27 protein-coding genes and 3 tRNA genes are annotated in these 26,319 nt (G+C 50.0%); 20 read left to right on the top strand and 10 right to left on the bottom strand.

Going from position 1 to position 26,319, the window contains the following annotated elements; translation table 11 throughout:
• Positions 1-12: 12 nt before the first annotated feature.
• The 10 genes from AC9UFE_RS01230 to AC9UFE_RS01185 all read left to right on the top strand — a co-directional run bounded on the left by AC9UFE_RS01230 (position 13) and on the right by AC9UFE_RS01185 (position 9,665).
• Positions 13-1,389: a glycine--tRNA ligase gene (locus tag AC9UFE_RS01230; protein WP_509544970.1), complete on the top strand. Its 1,377-nt coding sequence runs from the start codon at positions 13-15 to the stop codon at positions 1,387-1,389.
• 6 nt (positions 1,390-1,395) lie between these two features.
• Complete coding sequence (gene dusB / locus AC9UFE_RS01225) at positions 1,396-2,571, top strand: tRNA dihydrouridine synthase DusB (protein ID WP_509544968.1); 1,176 nt, start codon at positions 1,396-1,398, stop codon at positions 2,569-2,571.
• Positions 2,572-3,828: a deoxyguanosinetriphosphate triphosphohydrolase gene (locus tag AC9UFE_RS01220; RefSeq protein WP_509544965.1), complete on the top strand. Its 1,257-nt coding sequence runs from the start codon at positions 2,572-2,574 to the stop codon at positions 3,826-3,828.
• Between the two features lie 9 nt (positions 3,829-3,837).
• Positions 3,838-5,688: a DNA primase gene (dnaG, locus tag AC9UFE_RS01215; RefSeq protein WP_509544963.1), complete on the top strand. Its 1,851-nt coding sequence runs from the start codon at positions 3,838-3,840 to the stop codon at positions 5,686-5,688.
• A complete protein-coding gene (locus tag AC9UFE_RS01210; RefSeq protein WP_509544960.1) occupies positions 5,681-6,598 on the top strand; it encodes a D-isomer specific 2-hydroxyacid dehydrogenase family protein in 918 nt (305 codons plus the stop codon). The genes dnaG and AC9UFE_RS01210 overlap by 8 nt, the downstream gene beginning before the upstream one ends.
• A 47-nt stretch (positions 6,599-6,645) precedes the next feature.
• A tRNA-Asn gene (locus AC9UFE_RS01205) sits at positions 6,646-6,721 on the top strand.
• A gap of 41 nt (positions 6,722-6,762) precedes the next feature.
• The gene (locus tag AC9UFE_RS01200; RefSeq protein ID WP_509544957.1) at positions 6,763-8,022 is read left to right on the top strand and encodes a sensor histidine kinase; all 1,260 of its coding nucleotides are present in this window, start codon (positions 6,763-6,765) and stop codon (positions 8,020-8,022) included.
• 11 nt (positions 8,023-8,033) lie between these two features.
• Entirely contained in the window at positions 8,034-8,696 is a 663-nt protein-coding gene (locus AC9UFE_RS01195) for a response regulator (protein ID WP_509544955.1), read from the top strand.
• A complete protein-coding gene (locus AC9UFE_RS01190; RefSeq protein ID WP_509544951.1) occupies positions 8,686-9,363 on the top strand; it encodes an AzlC family ABC transporter permease in 678 nt (225 codons plus the stop codon). The genes AC9UFE_RS01195 and AC9UFE_RS01190 overlap by 11 nt, the downstream gene beginning before the upstream one ends.
• Entirely contained in the window at positions 9,360-9,665 is a 306-nt protein-coding gene (locus AC9UFE_RS01185; RefSeq protein ID WP_509544948.1) for an AzlD domain-containing protein, read from the top strand. Before AC9UFE_RS01190 ends, AC9UFE_RS01185 begins: the two co-directional genes overlap by 4 nt.
• Here the strand turns inward: AC9UFE_RS01185 and def are convergent.
• Entirely contained in the window at positions 9,662-10,225 is a 564-nt protein-coding gene (gene def, locus AC9UFE_RS01180; protein WP_509544946.1) for a peptide deformylase, read from the bottom strand. The two genes, AC9UFE_RS01185 and def, sit on opposite strands and share 4 nt — an antisense overlap.
• Positions 10,226-10,305: 80 nt before the next feature.
• Here def and AC9UFE_RS01175 point away from each other — a divergent pair, with 80 nt between their 5' ends.
• Together AC9UFE_RS01175 and AC9UFE_RS01170 are read left to right on the top strand one after the other, a co-directional pair.
• Positions 10,306-11,205 carry a DMT family transporter gene (locus AC9UFE_RS01175; RefSeq protein WP_509544943.1) on the top strand — a complete coding sequence of 300 codons (900 nt, stop codon included), beginning with the start codon at positions 10,306-10,308 and terminating at the stop codon, positions 11,203-11,205.
• A 39-nt stretch (positions 11,206-11,244) separates the two neighbouring features.
• Positions 11,245-12,726, top strand: coding sequence for a glycosyltransferase (locus AC9UFE_RS01170; RefSeq protein WP_509544940.1), 1,482 nt, complete (start codon positions 11,245-11,247; stop codon positions 12,724-12,726).
• A gap of 19 nt (positions 12,727-12,745) precedes the next feature.
• Here AC9UFE_RS01170 and AC9UFE_RS01165 read toward each other — a convergent pair whose 3' ends face one another.
• Positions 12,746-13,564, bottom strand: a complete 819-nt coding sequence (locus tag AC9UFE_RS01165; RefSeq protein ID WP_509544937.1) for a UbiA family prenyltransferase — start codon at positions 13,562-13,564, stop codon at positions 12,746-12,748.
• A gap of 163 nt (positions 13,565-13,727) precedes the next feature.
• Here AC9UFE_RS01165 and AC9UFE_RS01160 point away from each other — a divergent pair, with 163 nt between their 5' ends.
• From AC9UFE_RS01160 to AC9UFE_RS01140, 5 genes are all read left to right on the top strand, one after another.
• The gene (locus AC9UFE_RS01160) at positions 13,728-14,936 is read left to right on the top strand and encodes a MurT ligase domain-containing protein (RefSeq protein WP_509544934.1); all 1,209 of its coding nucleotides are present in this window, start codon (positions 13,728-13,730) and stop codon (positions 14,934-14,936) included.
• Positions 14,933-15,508 (top strand): hypothetical protein, encoded by a 576-nt coding sequence (locus tag AC9UFE_RS01155; RefSeq protein WP_509544931.1) that lies wholly within the window; start codon positions 14,933-14,935, stop codon positions 15,506-15,508. The genes AC9UFE_RS01160 and AC9UFE_RS01155 overlap by 4 nt, the downstream gene beginning before the upstream one ends.
• A gap of 32 nt (positions 15,509-15,540) precedes the next feature.
• Positions 15,541-15,614, top strand: a tRNA-Ile gene (locus AC9UFE_RS01150).
• A 46-nt stretch (positions 15,615-15,660) separates the two neighbouring features.
• Positions 15,661-16,437 carry a class E sortase gene (locus AC9UFE_RS01145; protein WP_509544928.1) on the top strand — a complete coding sequence of 259 codons (777 nt, stop codon included), beginning with the start codon at positions 15,661-15,663 and terminating at the stop codon, positions 16,435-16,437.
• Positions 16,437-16,592: a hypothetical protein gene (locus AC9UFE_RS01140; protein ID WP_509544925.1), complete on the top strand. Its 156-nt coding sequence runs from the start codon at positions 16,437-16,439 to the stop codon at positions 16,590-16,592. The genes AC9UFE_RS01145 and AC9UFE_RS01140 overlap by 1 nt, the downstream gene beginning before the upstream one ends.
• A 13-nt stretch (positions 16,593-16,605) precedes the next feature.
• Here the strand turns inward: AC9UFE_RS01140 and AC9UFE_RS01135 are convergent, their stop codons facing one another.
• Both AC9UFE_RS01135 and AC9UFE_RS01130 read right to left on the bottom strand, forming a co-directional pair.
• Entirely contained in the window at positions 16,606-17,064 is a 459-nt protein-coding gene (locus AC9UFE_RS01135) for a DUF6993 domain-containing protein (protein WP_509544923.1), read from the bottom strand.
• 5 nt (positions 17,065-17,069) lie between these two features.
• A complete protein-coding gene (locus AC9UFE_RS01130) occupies positions 17,070-17,681 on the bottom strand; it encodes a thymidine kinase (protein ID WP_509544920.1) in 612 nt (203 codons plus the stop codon).
• Between the two features lie 113 nt (positions 17,682-17,794).
• On the opposite strand from AC9UFE_RS01130, the gene AC9UFE_RS01125 reads away from it, so the two are divergent.
• Positions 17,795-18,328 carry a DUF3145 family protein gene (locus tag AC9UFE_RS01125; protein ID WP_509544917.1) on the top strand — a complete coding sequence of 178 codons (534 nt, stop codon included), beginning with the start codon at positions 17,795-17,797 and terminating at the stop codon, positions 18,326-18,328.
• Here the strand turns inward: AC9UFE_RS01125 and fabF are convergent.
• From fabF to aceE, 6 genes are read right to left on the bottom strand one after another with little or no spacing between them, the layout of a single operon-like run.
• Positions 18,242-19,480, bottom strand: coding sequence for a beta-ketoacyl-ACP synthase II (fabF, locus tag AC9UFE_RS01120; RefSeq protein ID WP_509544914.1), 1,239 nt, complete (start codon positions 19,478-19,480; stop codon positions 18,242-18,244). The genes AC9UFE_RS01125 and fabF overlap by 87 nt on opposite strands.
• 4 nt (positions 19,481-19,484) lie before the next feature.
• On the bottom strand, positions 19,485-19,733 hold the full coding sequence (locus AC9UFE_RS01115) for an acyl carrier protein (protein ID WP_509544912.1): 249 nt from the start codon (positions 19,731-19,733) through the stop codon (positions 19,485-19,487).
• A 39-nt stretch (positions 19,734-19,772) separates the two neighbouring features.
• On the bottom strand, positions 19,773-20,771 hold the full coding sequence (locus AC9UFE_RS01110) for a beta-ketoacyl-ACP synthase III (protein ID WP_509544909.1): 999 nt from the start codon (positions 20,769-20,771) through the stop codon (positions 19,773-19,775).
• On the bottom strand, positions 20,771-21,697 hold the full coding sequence (locus AC9UFE_RS01105; protein ID WP_509544906.1) for an ACP S-malonyltransferase: 927 nt from the start codon (positions 21,695-21,697) through the stop codon (positions 20,771-20,773). The genes AC9UFE_RS01110 and AC9UFE_RS01105 overlap by 1 nt, the downstream gene beginning before the upstream one ends.
• Positions 21,694-22,878 carry a PucR family transcriptional regulator gene (locus AC9UFE_RS01100; protein WP_509544903.1) on the bottom strand — a complete coding sequence of 395 codons (1,185 nt, stop codon included), beginning with the start codon at positions 22,876-22,878 and terminating at the stop codon, positions 21,694-21,696. The genes AC9UFE_RS01105 and AC9UFE_RS01100 overlap by 4 nt, the downstream gene beginning before the upstream one ends.
• Entirely contained in the window at positions 22,865-25,546 is a 2,682-nt protein-coding gene (gene aceE / locus AC9UFE_RS01095) for a pyruvate dehydrogenase (acetyl-transferring), homodimeric type (protein ID WP_509545105.1), read from the bottom strand. Before aceE ends, AC9UFE_RS01100 begins: the two co-directional genes overlap by 14 nt.
• Before the next feature lie 206 nt (positions 25,547-25,752).
• Between aceE and AC9UFE_RS01090 the strand changes: the two genes are divergently transcribed.
• Positions 25,753-26,211 carry a peroxiredoxin gene (locus AC9UFE_RS01090; protein WP_509544900.1) on the top strand — a complete coding sequence of 153 codons (459 nt, stop codon included), beginning with the start codon at positions 25,753-25,755 and terminating at the stop codon, positions 26,209-26,211.
• A gap of 35 nt (positions 26,212-26,246) precedes the next feature.
• A tRNA-Val gene (locus AC9UFE_RS01085) sits at positions 26,247-26,319 on the top strand.

Raw genomic sequence — 26,319 nt, 5'->3', positions numbered from 1 at the left:
TTGGAGTTCAAATTGGCCACCACCAATCGCCTAGATTCGGCAATTGCCCTCGCTAAGCGCAGAGGCTTTGTCTTTCCGGCCGGAGAAATCTATGGTGGCACCCGTTCCGCTTGGGATTATGGACCACTTGGAGTTGAGCTAAAAGAAAACATCAAGCGTCAGTGGTGGCGCTCTGTTGTAAACAGCCGCGAGGACGTGGTTGGCCTAGATTCCTCAGTGATCCTGCCAAGAAAAGTGTGGGAAGCATCCGGACACGTAAAAGAGTTTGTTGATCCACTAATTGAGTGCACCAGCTGCAACAAAAGATTCCGCCAGGATCACCTCGAGGAAGCTTTTGAAGAGAAGAAGGGCCGCGCCCCAGAGTCCATGAAAGACATTGCTTGTCCAAACTGTGGCACGAGGGACTCCTGGACCGAACCCAAGCAGTTCAATGGACTACTAAAGACCCATCTGGGCCCTGTGGAAGATGAATCTGGAATGCACTACCTAAGGCCAGAAACCGCTCAGGGAATCTTCGTAAACTTCGCCAACGTCCTAGGAGCGGCTCGCATGAAGCCGCCATTTGGAATTGGTCAGATCGGAAAGAGTTTCCGCAATGAAATTACTCCCGGAAACTTTATTTTTAGAACTCGCGAATTTGAGCAAATGGAAATGGAATTCTTTGTTCAACCAGGCACAGATGAGACTTGGCATGAGTACTGGATTCAAGAGCGCTTCAACTGGTATGTAAATCTTGGAATAGACCCTGAAAACCTTCGGTTGTTCGAGCACCCGAAGGAAAAACTCTCTCACTATTCCAAGCGCACAGTAGACATCGAATACCGCTTTGGTTTCCCTGGAAGTGAATTTGGTGAACTCGAAGGTGTTGCTAACCGCACTGACTTCGACCTAGCAACTCACGCAAGAGAATCAGGTGTTGACCTTAGCTACTTCGACCAGGGCATCAATGAGCGCTGGACTCCTTATGTAATTGAGCCAGCGGCGGGTCTAACTAGATCTCTCATGGCGTTCTTAGTCGACGCCTACGCCGAGGACGAGGCGCCAAACACTAAAGGTGGCGTGGACGTTCGAACCGTGCTGCGTTTGGATTACAGGTTGGCGCCAGTCAAGGCCGCGGTTCTTCCACTTTCTCGCAATGAAGACCTTTCGCCAGTTGCCAGAAAGCTAGCCAACGATTTGCGTGAGAGTTGGAACATTGATTTTGATGACTCAGGAGCAATCGGGCGCCGCTATCGCAGGCAAGATGAAATTGGAACTCCGTTTTGCATAACTGTCGATTTTGATTCTTTGCAGGACCAGGCAGTTACCGTGCGTGAGCGAGACAGCATGGAGCAGCAGCGAGTTTCTTTAGACAAGCTAAAGGGTTACCTGGCCGAGAAGTTGGTTTAATCTTCCATGCAGTCACAAACTAAACCGGCTTTAAGTTATGGCAACATAGCGATCGATGTCCCGGTAGTACTTGCTCCAATGGCTGGAATCACAAACACCGCTTACCGAAGACTCTGCCAAGGCTTTGGTGGAGGGCTCTACGTTTCTGAGATGGTTACCTCCAGGGCTCTTGTGGAGCGAACCGAAGAGTCCATGAGACTAATTGGTCACCACGAGAGTGAAAAGGTGCGTTCGGTTCAGCTCTATGGCGTTGACCCAAAGACAATTGCAGATGCAGTCACCATGCTGGTATCCGAGGATCGCGCCGACCACATCGATCTAAACTTTGGCTGCCCGGTTCCAAAAGTCACCAGGAAAGGTGGCGGAGCAGCACTTCCCTGGAAGCAAGATCTTTTCCAGGCCATTGTCCAAAATGCCGTCAAGGCAGCTGGGGATATTCCTGTAACCGTGAAGATGCGAAAGGGTATCGACGCTGATCACCTGACATTCTTGGAGTCCGGAAAAGCCGCTAGAGATGCTGGGGTTGCAGCTGTTGCTCTTCACGGTCGAACCGCTGCTGATTACTACTCTGGCAAAGCCGACTGGGACGCGATTGCGGAACTTAGAGCGGCTTTACCCGATGTTCAAGTTCTTGGAAACGGAGACATCTGGTCTGCGCAGGACGCCGTAAACATGATGAAGCAAACCGGTGTTGACGGCGTTGTTGTTGGCAGGGGATGCCTCGGAAGACCATGGCTTTTTGCAGATTTAGAAAATGCCTTTAGGTCATACCTTGAGAACCCCAATGCCAGCATTGACTATTCTCAAGTCCAACCAAATTTGGGAGAGGTAGCGGACGCCTTCAAGAAGCATGCTGAGCTACTTGTTGAGTTCTTCGGAGATGAATTACGTGCCTGCAGGGACATTAGAAAGCACGTCGCTTGGTACTTCAAGGGCTACCCAGTTGGCGGGTCTTTGCGAGCATCGCTTGCAAGCGTTGAAACCCTGACCCAGATGGATGAACTTCTTGGAACTCTTGATCGAACCATGCCCTACCCGGGAGACGAAGCGGAGGGTCCAAGAGGAAGAGCGGGTGGAATGAAGAGCTGCGCACTGCCTGAGCGCTGGTTGGATTCCAGAGAGCTTGAAGACTCTGCGAGGCTTTCGCTTTTGGAAGCTGAACTCAGCGTTTCGGGTGGCTAAATGATTAGCCGAGGTTATCAAGAATCAGACCAGGAGAGATTTGTCCCAGAAGATCGCTCGGGCTCAATCAAGCGAGGTGAATTTGCAAGAGATCGAGCCAGAGTTTTACACTCTTCAGCGCTTAGAAGACTTGGCGCAAAGACGCAGGTGCTTTCGCCTTCAAATGGTGATTTTGCCAGAACCAGACTTACTCACTCGCTTGAGGTTGCTCAAGTGGGACGTGAGATGGCCCAGGAGCTAGGAATTGACCCAGATGTAGTTGATACCGCTTGCCTGGCTCATGATTTGGGGCACCCTCCTTTTGGTCACAACGGCGAAGCCGCTCTCAACGAATGGTCGTCAGACTTCGGGGGATTTGAAGGTAACGCTCAAACTCTTAGATTGATATCAAGAATCGAGCCAAAAGCATTTGACGGCCATGGAAGAAGCCGGGGTCTAAACCTCACTCGCGCAGTGCTGGATGCCTCTTGCAAGTACCCGTGGGGACGAGAGTCAGGTCAGGCTGAAACTGGCGGAGACTACTCAGTCAAATTCGGTTACTACCAGGACGACAAAGAAGTCTTCGAATTCCTCAGAGCCGGTGCGACACCAATGCGCAAGTGCATCGAAGCCGAGGTTATGGATTTTGCAGATGACGTCGCCTACTCTGTTCACGATTTCGAAGATGCCATCGTCTCGGGATACGTAAACCTAGCCGAGATCAACTCCACAGCTTCTGATGCTGAACTGATTGAAAAAATTGCCCAGTGGGATGGGTCTGATTTGGCTAGTTCAGATTTTGAATCAGCTCTTGCTAGGTTGCGCTCAAATAGTTATTGGCTCTCAAGTCACAGTGGTGAAATGAAAGATCAGGCAACCCTCAAGAACCTAACGAGCGCTCTGATTGGCTCATTCGTTAGACGGACCACAGACCAAACAGAATTAGCAAACGCTTCCGAGCATTTAGTTAGATACCAGGGAGCCCTGGTGGTTCCCTCAGAAGTTAGAGCTGAGATAGCAGTTCTCAAAGGAATAGTGTCTGCCTATTTGATGTCCGATGAGAAAAGGCAGCCTTACTACCAATGGCAAAGGGCGATTCTTTCAGAGCTAGCAGATGCGCTGCTAGCAGCCAACGGCAAGCACCTAGACACTTACTGCGCTAGTGCTTGGCAGGATGCGACCTCGCAGGAGCAAAAACACCGTGTGGTTGTTGACCAAGTGGCATCTCTTACTGACGTATCTGCACTCAGCCTGCACCACGAACTAGTGACTAAATAGGATTATCAAGTGGCCGGAAAAATAAGCGCGAGAGACATCGAGGAAGTAAAAGCTCGAGTAAACATCGCCGATGTTATTGGTGGGTACGTTGCGCTAAAGCCAGCGAGTGCAGGAAGCCTCAAGGGGCTATGCCCGTTTCACCAAGAGAAGTCACCATCTTTTAATGTGCGGCCCCTGCAGGGCTTTTATCATTGCTTTGGTTGCGGTGCAGGCGGAGATGTATATAAGTTCCTCCAGGAGATGGAATCACTTAGCTTCTATGAAGCGGTTGAGAACCTAGCTCAGAAAGCCAGCTACACACTTACCTACGAAGCTGGCTCAAATGCACCAGACCAGGGTCAAAAAGCCAGAATCTTTGAAGCCAACCTGGCAGCCTCGAAATACTTTGCTGAGCAGCTTGGAAGTGATGCTGCAACTACCGGCCGAGACTTCTTGAAATCCCGTGGCTTTGATAAATCAGCTGCCGAAACATTTGGTGTTGGTTTTGCACCTAAGGGTTGGAACAACCTGGTTGATCACCTAAAGACGTTGGGTTTCACTGAGGATGAGTTAGTGCTCGCCTCGCTCGCCTCCAGGGGAGAGCGCGGTCTTTACGACAAGTTCCGCGGAAGACTAATTTGGCCAATTAGAGACACGTCTAACCAGGTGATTGGTTTTGGAGCTAGAAAACTATTTGATGATGACCAGGGGCCCAAGTATCTAAACACTTCAGAAACTCCGGTGTATCACAAGTCAGCGGTGCTGTATGGAATCGATTTAGCCAAAAAGGAAATCTCGAAGTCGCAAAAGGTAGTTGTAGTCGAGGGATATACCGACGTGATGGCCTGCCACCTTGCTGGAGTCACCACTGCAGTTGCAACCTGCGGAACTGCATTTGGCGATGAGCACATCAGAATCTTGAATCGCATGCTGTCTGCAAATGTAGATAACCCAGCGGAAGTTATCTTTACTTTTGACCCCGATGAAGCGGGTCAAAAAGCGGCCATGCGTGCCTTTGCCGATGCTGATAAGTTCCACGCCAACAGTTTTATCGCGGTTGGGCCAGATGGACTAGATCCTTCGGATCTTCGGGTGCAAAAAGGCGATGAAGCTGTGCAGCTAATGATTGAAAGCAAGAAACCAATCTACGAGTTTGCAATCAAGCAGAAGCTAAAAAACTTTGACCTCTCCAGCGTGGAAGGACGCGTCGGTGCAGCCAGAGCCGCTGCCAATGTCATTGCAACCATTCGTGACTCTGCCATGCGATCTGTATACCTTCGAGAAGTTGCTAACTGGGTAAACCTAGACGTATCGGAAGTTAGCGCATTGGTCGACCGAGCCATCAAGGACAGGGTCGTAGCAGCGGTGGCGCCAATGCGACAAGACATTTCCTTAGAGCCTGCCGTGCAGTCCTTTGACGTGCCAGATCTTAGAGACCCGACCATTCGATTCGAACGGCAATTGCTTGAAGTTCTAGTTCAACACCCTTCAGAAGTCGAAGAAAGTAAATTCATGGACCTAGTCTCGGGGGATTTCTTGGCAAGGGTTCACTCCATGATCGCCTCGGCCCTTTCAGCCAATGCTTCACACCGCAAGGATTCGAACTGGCTAGTGAAGCTTTCCGAATCACTTGATCCGGCGCTTCATCAAAGCCTGAGGGAAATTGCGGCTACAGCACTTCCTGCGAGTACACCAGAAGAGCTAAAGAGATACATTGACGGAGTAGTCGTTAGTGGTTTTATTAACCTACTCACCAGACAGAAGCTTTCCTTGCAGGCTGTACTCCGTCAAACCGAGCCAACAGACTCCACCAAGATTGCTGAGATTCAAAAGGAGCTTATGGACATCGAACAGCGAAGAAGGGCTCTACAGGGTGGCTAACAATTTAGTTGCAATCGAGCCAAAGGTGTTTCCGGAATACGCCAGGGCGCTTGAACTTGCTGGAGCAAGTCTTGCACCAATGGGTGCTGAGGTTCGCGGGCTAATTTGGACCGATTACTCTTCACCCGAGGCCCTCGGTAAATTGATCGATGCCAACCCTCAATTGGAATGGGTGCAGCTACCATTTGCGGGAGTCGATGCGTTTGCAGACCTGCTCGACAAAGATGTATTTTTTACCAGCGCCAAGGGTGCCTACAAAGAGCCGGTAGCCGAGCACGCACTTATGCTCGCACTCGCCCTTGGTCGAAAGCTTCCCATTCGGATTAAAGCTTTTAGTTGGGGCAAAAAACAAGCCTTTAGCTTTTATGATTCAAAAGTTTTGCTTATTGGCGCTGGAGGAATCTCGGAGGAGCTGGTAAAACACTTCGCACCGTTTAGGGCAGAGATAACCGTTGTCCGGAACAACCCAGAGTTGCCACTTGCTGGCGCCAAGACCATTGCCGGGCTCGACAAGCTAGAGAGCCTGCTACCCGATGCTGATCTTGTGATTGTTTCTTGTGCGCTTACTGATCAAACTCGAGGGCTTATCAATTACGAGAGGCTCTCACTTTTCAAGCCCACTGCCTATTTGGTCAATGTTGCCAGGGGACCGATTGTTGTTAGCGATGACCTACTAAGAGCCCTGGATGAGGGTCTGTTGGCAGGTGCTGGGTTGGATGTTACCGACCCGGAGCCACTGCCCGATGGACACGCCTTTTTTGGCCGTGACGACCTTATTCTGACGCCTCATACCGCTGACACTAAGGAAATCGTCACTAGGCTATTTGCCACCCGCATTGAGCAAAACGTGAAGGCTTTTCTAGGTAACGGGCAGTGGCTTGGTGAAGTAAATCCAGCCCTGGGCTACTGATATAGCAAAGCCCCCATTTTTGGTAGTGTTGGAGGCTGCGCAAGCATTCCTCGGTAGCTCAATTGGCAGAGCAATCGGCTGTTAACCGATAGGTTCTTGGTTCGAGTCCAAGCCGGGGAGCCAGAGAATTTCTCATCACATCAAACCAATTTTTGGGAGCCTGCTTGATTCGCTGGATACTAGACAACAAATGGATTCCAGAGATTACTCTTTTCGCAACCCTCCTGGCTGTATTTGGCGGAATCAACGCTGTTACCGGCGGAATGGTTTCATTCCTACTTATCGTTCCATTCGCACTAGCTTCGCTGTTTGTCAGAAACTATAGTTACCTAACCGGAGTAATGCTTCTAATTGGAGCCGCCCTACATGTTGGATTATCGGCCGCACCATCCTTTGGAAACTTGGTTCTTGCAGCTGTTGCTTTTGCAGCTGGTGTATTTACGGCTAACCCTTGGCGCGCCATCAGCATACTGGCTGTCAGCGCTACATCATTTTTGATTGTTGCAAGCGCTTCCTACAACCCAAATCTTTCGCTACCGAACTTGGGGATAATCGAATTTACTGACTCGGGAAGACTAGTTTTCTTTATAGCCGGATCGATCTTTGTAGGTAGCCTAATTGGCCTGGCTGCAGTTGGCGGTCGGCTACTACGTGAGCAATATCTTCAGAGGCAATTCCAAGGTAACCGCAAATACTCAAACTCTCAGCAAGATGAAATCTCGCTGGAGCTAGCGGAGCAAGCCAAGCGCTTCGAGATGGCAGGTGACATGAACGAAAGTGCTGTGCAGCACATTTCTTCGGTAATCACTAACGCCGAAGCAGGTTTATACACAGCCAAGTTAGATCCGGCTGCGGGTTTACGGGCCTTGGACAAAGTCCTGCTAAGCGCAAAGGCAGCTCACGCCGAACTTAGAAGGCTTTACGAGACCATTAATCGAGGAAGCATGATCTCCACCGCACCTCCTACCCTGGAGAGCATTCCAGCTCTTGAGCTAGCAATGCGCGAGGCCGGTTACAACATGGCGGTTAGCTACTCGGGCTCACGGGTTAAATTGGATAGCTCAATGGAGCTAGCAATTTACCGGATAGTTTTCGAGGCAATCAAGAACGTTCGCCAGCACAACCCCAAGGGCACAATGGTAACCGTTGAAATTACATGGTTTGAAACAAGCCTTCAGGTAATCATTCGAGACAACGGTGTCGAGGTAGTTAGGAAAAGTGCTGTTGGGCCGAATGGCTTACCAGCTCCCTATGACGCCAATGATGATATCGACAACCTTCTAGAAAAAGTTGTTGGACCCGGAATCACGGCTATGCGTGAGCGAGTCGAGAGCTTTGGTGGATCCTTAGAGGCACAGCGCGCAGTCGGGGTTGGTTTTACGGTGTCGGCTCTTTTCCCGATTCGTCGCCCCAAGCAAGACTGACAAGAACCTAAATGAGCCAATCACTTCGAATTGCACTGATTGATTGGAACGCGAGCGTTCGATCCGCCAGGAGGGCAATCCTTGATGCCACCGAGAATCTTACGGTTGTCTTCGAATCTGATGGCAGCATCGATGGACTAAATCAGATACCTGATTTATTAGTGGATGTCATCGTCATCGATCAACAGCTAGATAGCAAAACTGGAGTCGAGGCCTTCTTGACTCTCAGGCAAAGCTATCCCGAATTGTCAGAGGTTCCCAAGGCAGTTCTTACCACGGTCTATGACATTGCAACCCTACGTGTCCAAGCTCTTGGAGCGGGAATGCACGATGTGGTGAGTATAGATAGCGGACCTGAGGGGCTCATAAAATCTATTTTTTCAGCAGCGTCTGCTGAGCCAGTTATTGACCTGCCGGAACTCGCGAAGTTACTTACCGAAACACCGCCCGTGTCCAAAAACAATTTCGAGTTGAGTCAAGCAGTTATTGCCCTGCCGGTTAGAAAAAGGGGCCTGATCGAAAAACTTGCCGAGGAGTGGCCAAAGATAAGAGCAGGCTCTAAACCGAAGCTAAGTCTCGAGCAGTACCAACCGCTCGCTCTTTCGCTAGGCTTTATTACTTCCAGCGAGCTCATTATCAAGCTCATGCAAAATGGGGTGTTAGATGCCAAGTGAAGCGCAAAGCGTTAAAGCAATCTCATTCGGGGTGGGTTTCGCAACCGGTCTGTATGGCATTTCTTTTGGCGCTCTATCGGTTGCTGCCGGCTTAGATTTTTGGCAAACCATGGCGCTTAGTCTTTTGATGTTTAGCGGGGGTAGTCAGTTTGCATTTGTTGGAGTTATTGCAACCGGTGCGGGAGTAGTTCCGGCAGTTTTGTCATCGTGGCTACTTGGTGTTCGTAACGGCTTCTATGCCATTAGATTGGCCCCAGTGTTGTCGCTTTCTGGGCTCTTGAAACCATTCGGGGCTCAGCTAACCATAGATGAATCTAATGCGGTTTCGCTATCCCAAGAGCCTGATCTTGCAAAACAGCGCCAGGGTTTCTGGCTTACAGGAATAGCAGTATTTGTATTTTGGAACTTGGCAACTGCAGCTGGAGCGCTACTTGGATCTCTCATTGGTAATCCTGCTGATTTCGGTTTGGATGCTGCCGCGGGGGCCGCCTTCTTAGGGCTTATTTGGCCAAGGCTCAGAGAGTCTAAGCTCTTGCTACTTGCAGTAGTTTCTGCCTTCACAGCTGTCTTGCTTTCAGCTTTTCTTCCTGCTGGTATTCCAGTTCTGCTTACAGCAGGTGTCGCTGTTGCTTTCTGGATAATCGAGCTTTTAGGAAAAAGAATATGACGCTTTGGGTAGGGGTACTTTTAGCAAGTGCTCTGGTTTACTCCTGGAAGCTACTTGGTCACCTGGTTCCTGAACGCTTTGTTCAGGACCCGAAGATTCGCTCACTCGCTGCTTTACTTACGGTCGCCATGCTCGCTGGCCTTGTTGGGATTCAAACTTTTGTCTCATCAGACGGTATTGTTTTGGACGCACGGGCGGCTGCCTTGGCGGTTGCAGCAATTCTTTTCTACTTGAGAGTCCCATTTATCTTCGTTGTGATTGCCGCAGCGGCGGTTGCAAGCTTGCTTAGGCTTTGGTTTTAGTCTTCGAGGTGATCTGTTCCAGGTAACCAAGACTGACCCGGTCTATTCCAACCAAGTTCAGCCATGATCTCGAACGCTTCCTTTTTGGATTCCTCAGGGAGCTTGTCGACATAAATGATTCCTTCAAGGTGATCAAACTCATGTTGGAAAATTCTTGCAAACCATCCTTCGGCTTCTATCTTTATGGGTTTTTGCTCTAGATCTACGCCTTCGATGATGGCCCAGTCAGCTCGCTGCAGGGAAAACCTTTCTCCTGGCACTGAAAGGCATCCTTCGCTATGAAGCTCTTCATCGGGGTCTTCTCTTGAAACTGGCCCGATAGTAATTGTCGGGTTAATCACTACGCCTCTTCGAGGGTTGTCCTCATCGTCTGGGTAGTCATAGACAAATACTCGAAGCGCAACACCAACCTGCGGCGCAGCCAACCCAACCCCGGGGGCATTTTCCATGGTCTCGAACATGTCGCGAATTAGGTCGGCCAACTCCTGATCAAAGGCCGTGACCAGCTGTGCCCGCTGGTGCAGCACCTCGTCCCCATATATGCGTATTGGCCTGATCATGGCTCAAATCTAGCCTTTTGTTTTGGCGAATGAGCTCAAATCAGGGCTAGGCTCGAATCTGGGAAATTTTAGGAATACTTGTGGGACCAGAACTTAGATTATTAGCTATTGCGCTTGCCCTATTGGCCGCAGTCGCTCTTGCGTTTGGCGCTCAGTTTCAGAACCAGGCTGTCTCAACTAGTAGAGAAAAGCATGTCCAACCCAAGGTTTCACTGTCTCTCAAAGAATTAGCCAAGCTGCTTGTCAGACCTCGCTGGGTTTCGGGTACCGGTTTGATGATCTTGGGAATGTTTTTGCAACTCGGAGCTTTATCCCTAGCCCCATTAATTGTGGTTCAGCCTATTGGTGCTATAGCTCTAGTTATAACTTCTTTGTTAAATGCTCGCTATACAAAAACCAGGCTCAATAAAGCCACTATTTTAGCCATTGGTCTAAGCACATTTGGAGTTGGCGGTTTTGTGGTTACCGCTTCTCAGGTTGCCGCCCAAGTCGAACTTACCGACGAGAACTTACTTAGGGTGTTACTTCTTTTTGTGATTATCTTGGTGGTTTTCGCTTTGCTGTTTTTCACCGTTGGAAAGAAGGCTCAAGCGCTAACTTTCATTCTTGGGGCTGGGGTGCTTTATGGATTTGTCGCAACTCTTGCCAAGGTGACAATCCAACGCTTGTACCAGATGGACTACGACATCTTGACTCTTATTGCTGTTGTCAGCATGTTAGGGGCCGTCTTGTTAGGAGGCTGGTTCGTCCAAAACGCTTATGCCTCAGGACCCCCGGATCTGGTTATCGCGGGATTGACGGTTGTTGACCCAATCGTGGCAATTGCAATCGCTATTGGCATTCTGGGGGAGGCTCAGCAGGCTACTTTGGGCTCGGGAGCTTTCTTCTCGGGCTTTGGGCTGCTGGCTATATTTGGCGTCTATTTGCTCTCGAAAGTGCACCCGGAACTTAGACGGCACCCCAAAGCCCCCGTCAAGTAAACTTTTTCAAGACACCCCCAATTCAATCTCAGGGATGAAATGACCGAAGCAGCAAAAGATACTAGACGCATGCGCGTGGTGATTGGCTGCGACACCTTCCCGCCAGATATAAATGGCGCTTCCAGGTTTGCGGAGCGGCTAGCTTCAGGTCTGGTTCGGGCTGGACACGAAGTTCATGTCATCGCACCGTCTTACAGCAAAAGGTACGGAACCTTCACTGAGGTTCACGATTCCAGCACAATGACGGTTCACCGTGTCAAAAGCTACAGAGTTGTCCAACATAAAACTTTGAGATATGTCTGGCCTTTTACCTTAAAAGCCAAGACCGATCGAATTCTAAGAGAGCTCAAGCCTGACGCAGTTCACATAAATTCGCACATGATTGTTGGCAGGTACCTGTTGAGATCTGCTAGGCAGCGAGGTATTCGCGTTATCGCAACTAACCACATCATGCCCGAGAACCTGATCAAGTACTCCCTAGTTATTCCGCGCTGGGCAGAAAAAGTTGCCATGAGCCTTGCTTGGAAGGACGCCGGCAGGATTCTTAAAAAAGCTGATGTTGTAACAACCCCAACCAGGAAAGCTGCCAATCTCTTGGAAAGCGCAGCCGGCCTAACCGGGGTGTTGGCCGTGTCCTGTGGCATAGAAGCGTCAAAGTTTGCCAACAACACCCCAACAACAAATACTGAACCTAGAGTTCTGTACCTCGGTCGGCTTGATTCCGAGAAGCACATTCACAACCTAATCAAGGCGATAGCCCTACTCCCTAACTCTCTAAAGGTAAAACTTGAGATTGTCGGTGATGGTGGCGAACGCGAATACCTAGAGCAGCTAGCTAAGGATTTATGTATTGACAAAAACGTGGATTTCCGTGGTCACATCTCTGACGAGGAGCTACCCAAGGTTTATGAACGAGCAACCGTGTTTGCAATGCCATCGATTGCGGAGCTGCAGTCCATTGCAACTATGGAGGCGATGGCCTCTGGCCGCCCTGTGGTTGCCGCTGACGCAATGGCTCTTCCTCACTTGGTTCACGATGGTGACAATGGTTATCTATTTCCTCCAGATGACGTAAAGGCTCTTGCTGACAGGCTACTCAAGGTGTTAACTGCCGATCAGAAAGAGCTAGATCGCCTTTCGGAAAACTCCCTGCACTTGATCCAGTCGCACGATATCGATCGCACCATAAGAATCTTCGAGGGCCTCTACAGTGGTGAAAAGCAGGAGGAGAACGAAACCGCCGACAACCTTGCAACCTACTCACTACCTATCGGAAGTCTAAGTAAGGGTCTTAGTAGATCTATCGCGCTTGCAAGAAGACGATCTGCCAAGCTTCGCGAACAAGCCGAACTCGCAAGCAAGGAACTAATTTCCAGGGCTGAAGACGCCAGGGATGAGGTCAAAGAGCGCCTGGAGGAAGTTCGCGACGAAGTTGCCTTCGCCGCCAAGAAACTAGAGATTCGGGTGCGCAAGGGTGTCAAGAAAGCGGCTGAGAGACTCCGAAGAGAAGAGCTTCCTTAGCCATTCAAGCAGCCACTAACTAAGTGCCAAGCATTAGCAAGACAACGTTAACAAGTGACGCTACTAAAAGTAGATGAAATACCAATTTCGGGGGCTTTGGCTTTAGTGCCAATAAACTCGCCACGGTGGCAAGAACCAGAGTTAGCCCAAAACCAATAACCGCAACTGTTTGGTTCAAATTCTGGCTCTGGGTTACCAGAATTAGTGAAGCCGAGCCAGCGGAGAAGGCAATAACGAGTGCGGAGAATCTTTGTCCAAGAAGATGTGGCAAGGCCTTCACTCCAGTTTGTTTGTCTTCGAGGAGATCGGGTAGTGAATTAGCGAAGTGAGCAGCTACGCCAAAAAGTGCTGCAACTAGAATTACCCAAGCTGGTGGCTGTGATGGTTCTGGACCCGCAAGGGTCACAAATACAGGCAGAATTCCAAACCCGATAATGTACGGAACAACTGAAAAGCCATTTGACTTTAGCCCCAAGTTGTAAACCCAACCGATTACAAGCATTGGAATCATCCACAAGAAAGTTGGTGTCCCTAGTGTCAAAGCCAGCGCTAGCGAGATTATGGCTGAAAACAGAGAAGCTGTTCTCACCATAGGTATTGAGATCATTCCCTGGGCTACGGGTTTGTCAGTTCGATTTACAGCTGAATCTCTTCCAGCATCCAACCAGTCGTTGGAAAGACCAACCGAGAACTGCTGAGCCAGAACTGCTAGACCGACTAGGACGAGCCTTTCTGGTGACAAACCAGTGCTTACTCCAAACAAAACCGCAAAACTTGCAACAGAGAGCGAAGGTAGGGGATGAGTGGATCGGAATATCGCGAATACCTTTTTCCACATCGCTTCACCTACTGTCTCGATTGTCTTGGGACGGAAATAGCTTGTAGCACTAGCATCACATTCGTTTAGAGGGTTCACGGGTAAACTGGCGGGGTGATTTCATTTCATAAGCTGCACACTGCAGCAGGCGAGAGTGAACTGGTCCTGAGGGCTTGGAAATTCAGTGCTTAGCGTCCTGGCGGTAGCCATAGGTCGAATTACCAGATCTCTAATTCGAGTTGTTCGAAGAGGTGGCGGTTCTGCGTTTCCTGGAACCGTAGCCAGCCTAATCGCGCCAAATTTACTCAGGGATGCAATTCGATCAGCTAGACAGGGTTTAGTTGTAGTTTCAGGCAGCTCCGGCAAGAGCTCGACAACTCAAGTACTCGTAGCGTTATTGCGGGCACATGGTTACAAAGTTTTCACAAACCCATCCACTGCAAACATCAAGCAGGGCTTCTACGCTGCAATCCTTCAGTTTGGTGATTATCGCGGGCACATCGACGCGGACTTTGTGGTTTTGGAATGGGATGAGGGTCATGGAGCAGCTCTAGTCGAGTCACTGCGCCCACGCCTTGCGGTGCTAACCAATGTTTACTCCGATCAGCTTGATCGCTTCGTCGATCCAGAGCTGGTAGTTGAGAAATTAAAGAGGATCTACGACCACTCGGATCACGCCATTGTGAACATAAACGATCGAAACCTCACTCAATTCGCAGACAGTACAAAGGTGACTGGTTTCGGACTGTCTTCCGCCATTGAACCTCGACCCACTTATGCCCTCAACTTCGGAGCTAGTCCAGTATTTGAGCCCACAGTTCAAGTAACCGGTGTTGGATCGCAGTTGGTTCAGCTAAGAGTAAGCGAGCGTGAACTAGATTTCAAGACCAAGGCCGATGCGCCTCATCAGGCGTTGAATTTAGCGGCTGCTGTTACTGCGCTTTCAAAATTAATCGAACCTGATTGGGATTTGGTCCAAAGCACCGTTTCGGCGTTGCCTCCGGTATTTGCGCGGGATGAAATCGCAACAATTCGTGGCAAAGATGTAAGGTTTTTGCTTTGTCTGAATCCAACGAGCTTTACGCACAGTCTTAGTGAGATTTCTGATCAGACTAGCCCGCTGATGATTATGGCGGGATCAGATATCCACGATCCAAGTTGGCTATGGACGGTGGATTTCTCAAAGCTGAAGCGGGTCGCTGTTGTGGGCGGTAAGAACGCTAACGATTTAGCTCTGAGGCTTATTTACCAGGGCGTACAAGTAGACAAGATAATTATGGAAGCCGATAAGGCAGCGGATGAGTTTTTGGAGCTTACTGGCCCGAGCCCAACGGTATTATTCTCGGCTGACGCCATGAGGCGCACGAGAAGACATCTGGGGTTGGCGAAATGATTAAGTTAGCAACCTTTATGCCCGAATACTTCAACAACAACGGAGACCAGGGCAACATCGAGGTGTTGGCAAAACAGCTTGAGTGGCGGGGTATCCAGCACTCCATGACATCGACAGAATTTGCCGACTCGGACTTTTTGTTGGTTGGAGATGGCTCTAGGGCTGTCATGCGGGAGTTCGAATCTGCACTTGCAGAAATCACAGAGCTTTTGCAGGAGCGTCTAATGAGCGGAAAGGCAACTCTGCTAGTTGGCTCCTCACATGAGTACTTCTGCTCGAAGTTGTCTGCGCTACCAAAGTTGAAAACGCTTTCTAGGGTTAGCGAGTTTAGAGAGGTTACTTCTGGGGGTCACAAAGCTTTTGGGTACAGAAATAGCGACAAGGACATCGATCTATTTATTGAAAAGGCTTTCATCTCGACAACTCTATTTGGACCGCTCCTTGCTAAGAATAAAAATATTTTGGACCTGGTTCTATCGTCCATGGGGGTGAGTGTTCAGCTTCCTGAAGAGCATCAGTCTAAATTGGACGCTGTTTTGCAGGCTATACGCTCTCAGGCCTTAGCGGGCTAGCGGTTTATATCGTCTAGTCTTAGTAATTGCGAGGGGAGTTAGCTCAGCTGGTTAGAGCAGCGGACTCATAATCCGTCGGTCACGGGTTCAAGTCCCGTACTCCCCACCGTTTTCTTAGCTTAGAAATTCTTGCTTGGGTAGAATTGGAAACTATGAGCTATCCGTCTAGAAGATTCATTCGCAAGCGCACCAAGCTCATGAAAGTTACGGGTGTAACTGGAGAAGTGCTTGTCACTGCAGGTGCCCTAATGGGTCTGTTTCTTGCCTGGCACTTGGTCTTGAACGACACTATTCAAGGGGATCGACAAAATCAATCGGCTACTGCCCTATCCGAGCAGTGGCAGTACCCAGAATCATCAAGTGAAGATCAGGAAACTTCCACTCCCGCCGTTAAACCAAGTAATGATGAACCACCCGTAACACTTTCACCTGCTGAGGGTGAGGCTTTTGCGCTACTCTACGTGCCAAGGTTTGGCGCGGACTATGTTCGAACAATTGCCGAGGGTGTCGATGTTGATACCGTTCTGAACAGCCGAGTTCTGGGCGTCGGCAGATACTTAGAATCTGACCAGCTGGGAAGCTATGGAAACTTTGCCCTAGCCGCGCATCGCACAACATTTGGTGCACCTTTCGGTGATATAGGAGAGCTTCGGATCGGGGACCAGATCTATGTTGAGGTGCCGGAGGGTTGGCACGCTTATGAGTTCAGAAACCTTGAGTATGTATGGGAAACCGAAGTGGATGTTCTGAATTCATTTCCAAAGATGAACGAAGAGGTTCCTGGTACAAGAGTCATCACCCTTACTAGCTGTCATCCCAAGTTCACAGTCTCTGAACGTGTCATTGCATACGGTCTATACAGCGGTTGGTATCCCAGAGAAGGCGGAGCACCAAGCGAGTTAGCGGAACTATTGGAGGGTGATTCTTGATGTATTCAGCATTGTGGAGATTCTTACCCGGGGGACTTGCCCTAAAGCTAATCCAGCTGGCAATCATTTTGGTGATTGTGGTGCTTGTGCTCTTTGAATGGGTATTTCCTTGGGTTGCTCAGACTTTCTTGTCCGAGCAGTCAACGGTTGAATGAGTAAGTTCAAGGTCTAGTTCTGCTGGTTGGTTTCTAGGCTTGCCTTCACAACATCACCTATCAAGCATCCAGAAGCCAGTTCTTCGGCAACTGTTGTGGTGAGCCAGGTGTTGGAGAACTGGGCTATAAGGCACTCTCCCTTGAAAGCTACCGCCAAGCTAATCGAGTCAACCGAAACTCCAATCTTGCTCTCAACTGCGGTGTGCCTAATGGATTCGATACTAAAGCCGGTTTCCCCAAGCAACTTAATACTTTCAGCTAGATCGTGATTGGGCTTTCCAGCGCCAGATTCTTTCATGACACTCTCGAAGACCGGCAAGTTGCTAGAAGCGGATCCGGTTGGGTAAAAAAAGAACTCGGAAGACTCGGAAGTTTCTGTCTCGGAAACAGGCTCGGAGGTTGTGCAGCCGGTAATTAATCCGCCCAGTACCAGAGCTATTACTGCTACTTTTTGAGCCTGTTTGTTTCGCACTCTATCTAGACCACCGAAGCGGCGTTTGACTTTTCCCTGAAGTAACAGGATGCGCAAAGAGACTCATAGGTCACTTCTTCGCCATCTATTGCCACCTGGTCACCGTCAAAGACAAAGCTGTCATTAATCTTTCTGGCGTTGAACATCGCTTTCTTGCCGCAGCGACAGATTGTCTTTAGCTCTTCGAGGCTGTGAGCTATTTCGAGTAGTCGAAGTGAGCCGGGGAAGCCGTTAGTGAGAAAGTCTGTGCGAATGCCATAAGCCAGAACTGGCACATCATCCAAAACTGCAATTTCTAGAGCTTGATCAACTTGCTCCCGGGTCAGAAACTGGGACTCATCCAGCAGCAGGCAGGCAACTCTCTTGCCGGTCTTTTCGCGATGCAGAGAGGATCTTTTTTGAAATTCTTTTCTAAGATTTAGCTCTGGAGTTACCAGGAAATCTACCTTGCGATCAACTCCAAGCCTGGACAGGATTGCCATGTCTCCCTTGGTGTCTACCGCTGGCTTGGCAAGCAATACAGCTTGGCCACGTTCTTCGTAGTTATAGGCAGCCTGAAGTAGTGCGGTTGATTTACCCGAATTCATCGCACCGTGGCGGAAATATAGCTTGCTCATACATCTGCAATTTTAGCTGCTTGTTTTGACTTGTTCCGCAGCTAGGTCTAGCCTTGGAGAACCACCAAATAAAGGTCGTAGGGGAAGACGTACCTAGGTTTGGAGGTGAAAGTATGTCTAAAGGGCTCGTGTTTATTCACCAAGCGCCCATTGCTTTGCTTGCTCACATCGAGTGGACTATCTCGGGTGTCTGCGGAGCTCCAACAACCATTAGCTGGCAAGTTTTGCCTGCTCCAAAGCAGGGTCAACGCGCTCTTGCCCTCTGGGAGGGCCCAGAGGGCTCTGGGGCGGTTCTTGCCACCTCGTTCATGAATCTCAAGCAACTTGCCTTTGAGGTTATCGAGCAGGATTCGCCAGAGACACCAGGTTATCGCTGGAGCTACACACCAACTCTTGGAATGTTCTCATCTGCTACTGATGAGGCAGGAAACATCCTCGTGAGTGAAAACCAGTTGCGATTTATTGTTGAAAGCTGTGGGTCGAATGGGCTCAAGCTGCAAGCTGAGCTTCGGAGAGTTTTAGGTCAGGCTTTTGATGACGAACTTGAAAGCTATCGAGAGCTATTCGACGGACCGGAAAGCAACAACAGCGTTGTGACCGCCGAAGCCGAAAGAGTTAGTTATAGCCAGAATGTTCGACCCCTCTAGCTTTCTTGGAGACACAACTACGTCCAGTTTGATTTCTGGATCTTGATTCTCAAGATTGATTGTCGGCGGTGCAGTTTTTTCGTGCAGCGCTAGTACTGTAAAAATCGCTTCAATCGCTCCAGCTCCTCCAAGAAGGTGACCGGTGGAGGCCTTGGTTGCCGATACCGGGATGCCAGCTAACTTCTCTCCAAAGACTCTCTTTAGTGCTTGATACTCTGCGATGTCACCCACCGGTGTGCTGGTAGCGTGTGCGTTGATGTGAGCAACATCGTCTATTGAGCTGCCCGATTGCTCCAGAGCGCCAAGCATGGCCCTGGCTGCCGCAGTTCCTTCAGGATCAGGAGCAGTGATGTGATGGGCATCGGAAGTTACAGAAGCTCCGACCACCTCTGCATAAATTTTTGCCCCGCGGGCTTTGGCGTGTTCTTCGCTTTCCAAAACGAGTGTTCCGGCACCCTCACCCATTACGAAACCATCGCGAGCGGTGTCATAAGGCCTAGAGGCACCAGCTGGATCATCGTTGCGCTTTGATAGCGCGTGCATGGCTGCAAAAGATGCAATTGGAAGTGGGTGGATGGCGGCTTCCGCGCCACCGGCAACGACAATGTCGACTTCACCGTTTCGGATTCTGTTGAAAGCGTTGGCGATGGCCTCAGTTCCAGAAGCACACGCCGAAACAGCAGTTCGAACCCCAGCTCTTGCGTGTAGCTCCATTCCGATTGCAGCTGCTGGGCCATTGGCCATAAGCATTGGCACGGTCATCGGTAGCACTCGCCTCGGACCGCGCTCCTTCAGTGTGTCGTAGGCATCAAGCAGGGTCCAAATTCCGCCAATACCTGTTGCGTATTCGACCGCCAAGCGTTCAGGTGCAACTTCTGGGGAGCCGGCATCGAGCCAGGCCTCACGAGCTGAAACCAAGGCGAACTGGCTAGATGGATCCAACCTTTTGGCTTCTTGCGGGGTCAGCATCTCCTTGGCAGGAACTTTGGCTTGACCGGCGAAGGTAACGGGAAGCTCATACTGGGCAACCCAGTCCTGCGAGAGGGTTGTTATTCCAGATTCGCCCGCAAGCAATGCTTGCCAGGTTGATTTGCTGTCGCCACCGAGTGGCGTAGTTGCGCCAATACCAGTGACAACAACTTTGTGGACCAAGGTTTTAGCCTTGCGCCTTTGTGATGTAGTTCACAGCGTCACCAACGGTAAGAAGGTTCTTTACCTCGTCGTCTGGAATCTTTACATCAAACTTGTCTTCTGCGTTTACGACGATGGTCATCATCGAGATTGAGTCAATGTCTAGATCGTCAGTAAATGACTTGTCTAGCTGTACCGCATCGGTAGCGATACCGGTTTCGTCGTGAACGATCTCTGCTAGTCCGCTAAGTACTTCTGCTGCAGAAAGTGCCATTTTTTTATCTCCTAGTTGTTTAATTGACCGATTGTAAGTTTAGGGCACAACCACTACTTGAGCCCCGTAGGCCAAACCAGCCCCAAAGCCAATTTGTAGCGCTAGATCACCAGATTTTATCCGGCCCTCTGCCATAAGTGCGTGCATAGCTAGTGGAATGCTGGCAGCTGAGGTGTTACCCGTTGTGACGATGTCTCTCGCAACAACCACCGACTCAGGTAGAGCCAACTGCTTCGCCATTTCGTCAATAATTCGTTCGTTGGCCTGGTGAGTTACCAGAGCGGCTAACTCTTCCGTTTTAACTCCTGCAACCTCAAGAGCTTGCTTTGCTACTTTTACCATTTCCCAAACTGCCCAGCGGAAGACGCTCTGTCCTTCTTGAACAAGGGTTGGCCAGCTTCCGGTGCCATCGCGGAAATCAAGTAGCGACCCGGTCATCCCAACCGCTTCCCATTTAGATCCATCTGAGCCCCAAACGCTTTTAGATATTCCAGGGGAGTCAGATGGACCAACAATGGCAGCTCCTGCTCCATCGCCTAGCAAGAATGAAATTGATCTATCGGTTGGATCTACGAAATCGCTTAGCTTCTCGCCACCAACAACCAGAACATACTTCGCTGTTCCAGATCGAACTAGCGAGTCTGCTTGAGCAATCCCATAACAGTAACCAGCGCAAGCAGCTGAAATATCAAAAGCAGGTGCTGGGTTAGCTCCAACAAGTTCTGCCAGCAGCGATGCGGCTGAAGGAGTTTGATAGGGATGAGTGATGGTGGAAAAGATTACGGCTTCAATCTCGGATGGTTTGATGCCAGCTTTCTGAATTGCCTCATTGCTTGCCTCGACAGCCATGTCCATTAGGGATCTGTCTTGGCTAGCGCGCATTCTGGTCACGATTCCGGTGCGTTGTCTGATCCATTCATCAGATGAGTTGATTGGTCCAGCTATGTCATCGTTAGTAACGGTCAGGTCTCCTCGTGAAGCCCCGAGAGAGTAAATCTTGGAGAAGGCAATAGTTTCTGCTTGATTGAGCTTCGCCATCAGTTAGCTTGCTCCCGGACAAATGAGACGGCCTTTTCAATATCTTCCGGTGACTTCAGTGCCAGGGTTGCTACTCCGGGCATAGCTCGCTTCGCGATTCCAGTAAGGGTGCCACCTGGCAAAAGCTCGATAACAGCGCTCACGCCATCAGAGAACATCGAATCCATGGTCTTGTCCCAGCGCACCGGTTTAGATACTTGATTAATTAGCAAATCCAAAAACTTATCTCCACTGTCAACTCTTGATCCATCGCTATTGGACCAAAGTAGCAGTTTAGGATTTTCAGTTCTGATAGAACTAGCCAAAGAACTAAGCGCAACTTTGGCTGTTTCCATAAATGACGTGTGAAAAGCACCTGCTACAGCCAATCCGACCACCCTTGTTCCGGCTGGGGGAGAAGATATCAGGTCTTGAATCTTGGAGGAAGATCCAGCTGCAACGATCTGCCCTTTGCCGTTGTAGTTGGCCGAGAATAGGCCCAAGTTGGAAAGGTGTTCGAGAACAATGTCTTGCTCACCGCCAACTACCGCTGCCATGGAACTTGCTTCAAGCGAAGCAGCCATAGCCATCTGCTCTCCTCTTGCCTTTACAAACTTCAGCGCAGCTTCGTCATCTAAAACTCCCGCAATGTTTGCGGCTGCAATTTCACCAACCGAATGACCTGCGACACCTTCAAATAATGATTCATCTTGCAATGCACCAATCAAAGCAGCATGAGACGCCATCGACGCGGCAACAATTAGTGGTTGCGCTATTTTTGTGTCTTTGATTTGATCAGCGTCGGCTTCGGTTCCAAAGTGAACTAAGTCCATTTCAAGAATTGCTGAATACTTTTCTATTTCCGTTTTGAACGATTCAAGCTCCAACCAGGGAGCCAAAAAGCCGGGCGTTTGGGCCCCTTGACCGGGACAAGTAAGGGCAATCAAGATTCTCTCGATCTCATGGTTGGCTCAGGCTCGTTCATTTTTCCAAGCAGGGTTGCAACCTGAAGGACAAATGACTCCCTGGCCCCGGTCGCGTCCCAACCAATTAGCTCAGAGATCTTCTTTAGGCGGTAGCGAACGGTGTTGCTATGAACAAACATCTCCCTAGCAGTTAACTCAAGTGACCGACCTGTTTCTAGGTAAGTTACGAGCGTATCTAGCAAATCCGGAGAGTTTTTTCTAAGCGGCTGGTAGATCTTGTTGATCAAGGTTGTTTTCGCCAACATGTCGCCAGCGAGTGCTCGCTCAGCGAGTAGATCATCTGCTGAGGTGGGTCTTGGGGCCTTGTTCCAAGCCCCAACCACAGAGAAGCCAGAAAGAGCTGAACGGGCTGACTTGTGGGCATCAGTTATTGATGGAACCTCGGAACCCACCACTATCGGCCCGTTAGTAAAGCTATCCGCTAATCCACGGCAGAGCGCAAGAAGCGTTGCGGTTTTTGCAGGGTCCAGATTCTCCTCTGGTACTTGTCCAACCACAACAATCAGTCGATCGCCGTGAATGCCAACCAGGACATCTGCGCCATTCCTTCGTGCTTCTCGTCGTAAAGTGTCGACGTCGGTGCTCTGATCCGAGCCACCAATCATTACTGCAACCGCGCCACGTGCTCGCCAGCCAAGAGCGGAAACTCTGGAAGAAAGTTCTTCTTCATTCTCACCACTTAGAATGCTGTCTACTACCAGCGCTTCTAGCCTGGCATCCCAAAGACCTCGGGCCTCCGCTGCCTTGGCGTAAACATCAGCCGCACTAAAAGCTATCTCTCTGGAGTAAAGCAGTACTGCTTCGCGAAGCTCGCTGTGTTCTTGGACTACCCGGTCTTCAACGACTTGAACGACAACGCGAATAAGTTGCAAGGTTTCTTGCAAGGATATCGAGCGAAGCAGTTCTCGTGGTGCAGTTGAGAAAACATCGGCCGCAACCCAAGGCTGCGAAGTTGGATCTTCGTACCAAGAAAGAAACGAGGTGATGCCTGCTTGGGCAACTAGTCCAACTGCCGATCTTCTAGCAGCGGGCATCTTGGCGTACCAGGGGAGTGTCTTATCAAGGCGAGCTAATGTGGTGGTTGCTAGTTCTCCAGCGATGGATTGCAACCACTCCAGGGTCTCGTCCTTAGGCTTCGCCACCGGCAGTTCCGCTTGTTCCTGCGTTTACGTTGTGTAGCTGGTAGCGATCGATAGCCAGTTGTAATACTGAATGATCTAGCTCGCCACGAGCTACCAGTTGCTGCAGCGACCTAACCACGATGGATGGACCATCGATCTTGAATTCACGTCTCGCAGCAGGTCTGGTATCTGAGAATCCAAAACCATCAGCTCCCAAAGTGGCATAGTCGCCTGGAACCCAAGCGCGAATCTGGTCTGGAACCGCGTGCATGTAGTCACTCACTCCAATAAATGGCCCAGAGGCATTCTGTAGCTTCTTAGTTAAGTACGCTGGCTCAACTTCGTTGTTTGGGTATAGGAACTTCTCGCGGTCTTTGTTCAGACCATCACGACGGAGCTCGGTCCAGCTAGTTACCGACCAGATATCAGCGGACACGCCCCAGTCCTTAGCTAGCAGCTCCTGAGCCTCGTAGGCCCAAGGGAGGGCTACTCCAGAAGCAAGAATCTGCACTTTGCGCCCCGGCGCCTGGTTTTCGCTCACGCGGTGAATACCGCGCAAAATTCCATCGACATCCACGTTTTCTGGCTCGGCTGGTTGAACGTATGGCTCGTTATAAACAGTTAGGTAGTAAATCACGTTTGGGTCTTTGTGATTTTCGCCATACATGCGCTCCAGTCCTGCTTGCATGATGTGACCAATTTCATATCCGTAGGCCGGGTCGTAGCTAATCACCGCGGTGTTGGTTGATGCCAGTAGCGGAGAGTGACCATCGGCGTGCTGTAAACCTTCTCCGGTTAGAGTGGTGCGACCTGCGGTCGCGCCAATCATAAACCCTCTAGTCATTTGATCAGTGGCGGCCCAAATTGCATCGGCAGTGCGCTGGAAACCAAACATCGAATAGAAAACATAGATTGGAATCATCGGCTGACCCTGAGTTGCGTAACTAGAGCCAACTGCGGTGAAGGCAGCTACCGATCCCGCTTCGTTAATTCCGGTGTGTAGGATCTGTCCAGTCTCTGACTCTTTATAGTTCAGTAATAGATCGCGGTCAACCGATAGGTAATGCATCCCAGCAGGGTTGTAAATCTTGGCGGTAGGGAAGAATGCATCCATTCCAAAAGTTCTAGCTTCGTCAGGAATGATTGGAACAATTCTTGGTCCAAGTTCGGTTGAACGAAGTAGATCCTTGAGGAGTCTTACGAACGCCATGGTGGTGGCAACTTCTTGAGTTCCCGATCCCGCTTTGGCAATGTCGTAGGTTTTGTTTTCGGGAAGAGCAAAGCTCACATACTTGCTTCTTCTTTCCGGAAGGTAGCCACCTAATTCGCGACGACGCTCATGCATGTACTGGATCTCTGGAGTTGAATCGCTTGGCTTGTAATACGGAGGCTGGTATGGATCGCGCTCTAGCTCAGCGTCGGAGATTGGAATGTGAGTCTCATCTCGGAACTGCTTTAGATCTGCCAGGGTGAGTTTTTTCATCTGGTGAGTTGCGTTTCGACCCTCGAAGGTCTTTCCGAGGGTATAACCCTTGATGGTTTTAGCAATAATTACCGTCGGCTGACCCTTGTGTTCGGTGGCGGACTTGTAGGCAGCGTAGATCTTCTTGTAGTCGTGGCCACCTCGTCTTAGCCCCCAGAGCTGATCGTCGGTCATCGACTCGACCATCTTGGCGGTTCTTGGGTCGCGACCGAAGAAGTTCTCTCTTACGAAAGCTCCTGACTCGGTTTTGTAGGTTTGGTAGTCACCATCGGGGGTTCTGTTCATTAAATCTACAAGTGCGCCTTCGGCGTCTGAGCTTAGAAGAGGATCCCACTCACGACCCCAGATGACCTTGATTACGTTCCAGCCGGCGCCTCTGAAGAAGGATTCCAGCTCTTGAATGATCTTGCCGTTACCTCTAACCGGACCATCAAGTCGTTGCAAGTTGGCGTTTACAACAAAAGTTAGGTTATCTAGTCCGTCGTTGGCGGCAAGTTGCAACGCTCCGCGGCTTTCGACTTCATCGAGCTCGCCATCTCCCAGAAACGCCCAAACGTGCTGGGCGGAGGTGTCGCGGAAGTTTCGGTTGTGTAGGTAACGATTGAACTGCGCTTGGTAAATCGCATTGATAGGACCAAGTCCCATCGAAACCGTTGGGAATTGCCAGAACTCTGGCATTAGACGCGGGTGAGGGTATGAAGAGAGCCCTCCGCCTGGATGTGATTTTTCTTGACGGAAACCATTTAGCTGGTTTTCAGAAAGCCTGCCTTCCAAAAATGCCCTCGCGTAGGGACCTGGGGAGGCATGACCTTGAACAAATATCTGATCTCCACCTGATGGATGATCTTGACCCTTGAAGAAGTGATTGAAACCGACTTCATATAAAGAAGCAGAGGAAGCAAAAGTAGAGATGTGTCCACCGACCGCAATGCCGGGCCGCTGAGCTCGATGCACGAGCATCGCTGCGTTCCAACGCATCCACGAACGATAGGTTCTTTCAATCTTTTCATCACCAGGGAAAACCGGTTCGTCTTCTGGAGAAATTGTGTTTATGTAATCGGTAGTTGGAACCAGCGGGACGTTTAGCTGAAGTTCGTGTGAGCGCCTCAGTAGGTTGAGCATTAGCTCTCTGGCGCGACCGCGACCGCGGCTGGCTGAGGCTTGAGAAAGAGATTCCAGCCACTCTGAGGTCTCTTGAGGATCCATGTCTGGATTGGAAACCGCATAGGCGTCATTGTTGTTAATAGACAATGAAATCCTTTCTAAAGAGAGTCTTCGCACAAGTTTTTTGACAGCGAACCATTTAGGGTTCTGGGTAGAACCAAATAAGAGTTTACCTACAGAAATTGGGGTCATTTGAACCCAATATTTGGCTCTACTATTGAACCAGTCAAAAAAACCAAGGAGATGCAATGGCTGCAGAAGTAGGCGAAAAGGCCCCAGATTTTGAGCTAAACAACCAGCACGGGGAGCCAGTGAAGCTGTCCTCTTATATCGGCAAAAAGCCGGTGGTGCTAGTTTTCTATCCACTCTCTTTCTCGGGTACCTGTACTGGAGAGCTTTGCGAGCTTCGAGACAATACTTCTATGTTTGAGACAGCTGATGTTGAACTACTAGCCATTTCAGTGGACTCTAAATACACCCAGAAGATCTTTGCTGACCAGGAAGGCTACAAATTCCAGGTCTTGGCCGACTTCTGGCCGCACGGCGGCGTAGCCAAGCAATACGGGGTCTTCATGGAAGAAGCTGGCATTGCCAAGCGCGGCACCTTCTTGATTGATAAAGAAGGCGTGATTCAGTCCAAGCTTGTAAACGGCCCGGGTGAAGCCAGGGACCTAGCAAGCTACAAAGAGGCACTAGCGGCTTTGTAGTAGAGTTTTGTAGTTGCCTTATGGCGCATGTTTGAGGGCCTTTAGCTCAGTTGGTAGAGCGCCACGTTTACACCGTGGATGTCATCGGTTCGAGCCCGGTAGGGCCCA

It is taken from the genome of Rhodoluna sp., from assembly GCF_044239955.1.
Taxonomy (GTDB): Bacteria; Actinomycetota; Actinomycetes; order Actinomycetales; family Microbacteriaceae; genus Rhodoluna.
This window is presented reverse-complemented; position numbering and strand designations above follow the sequence as displayed.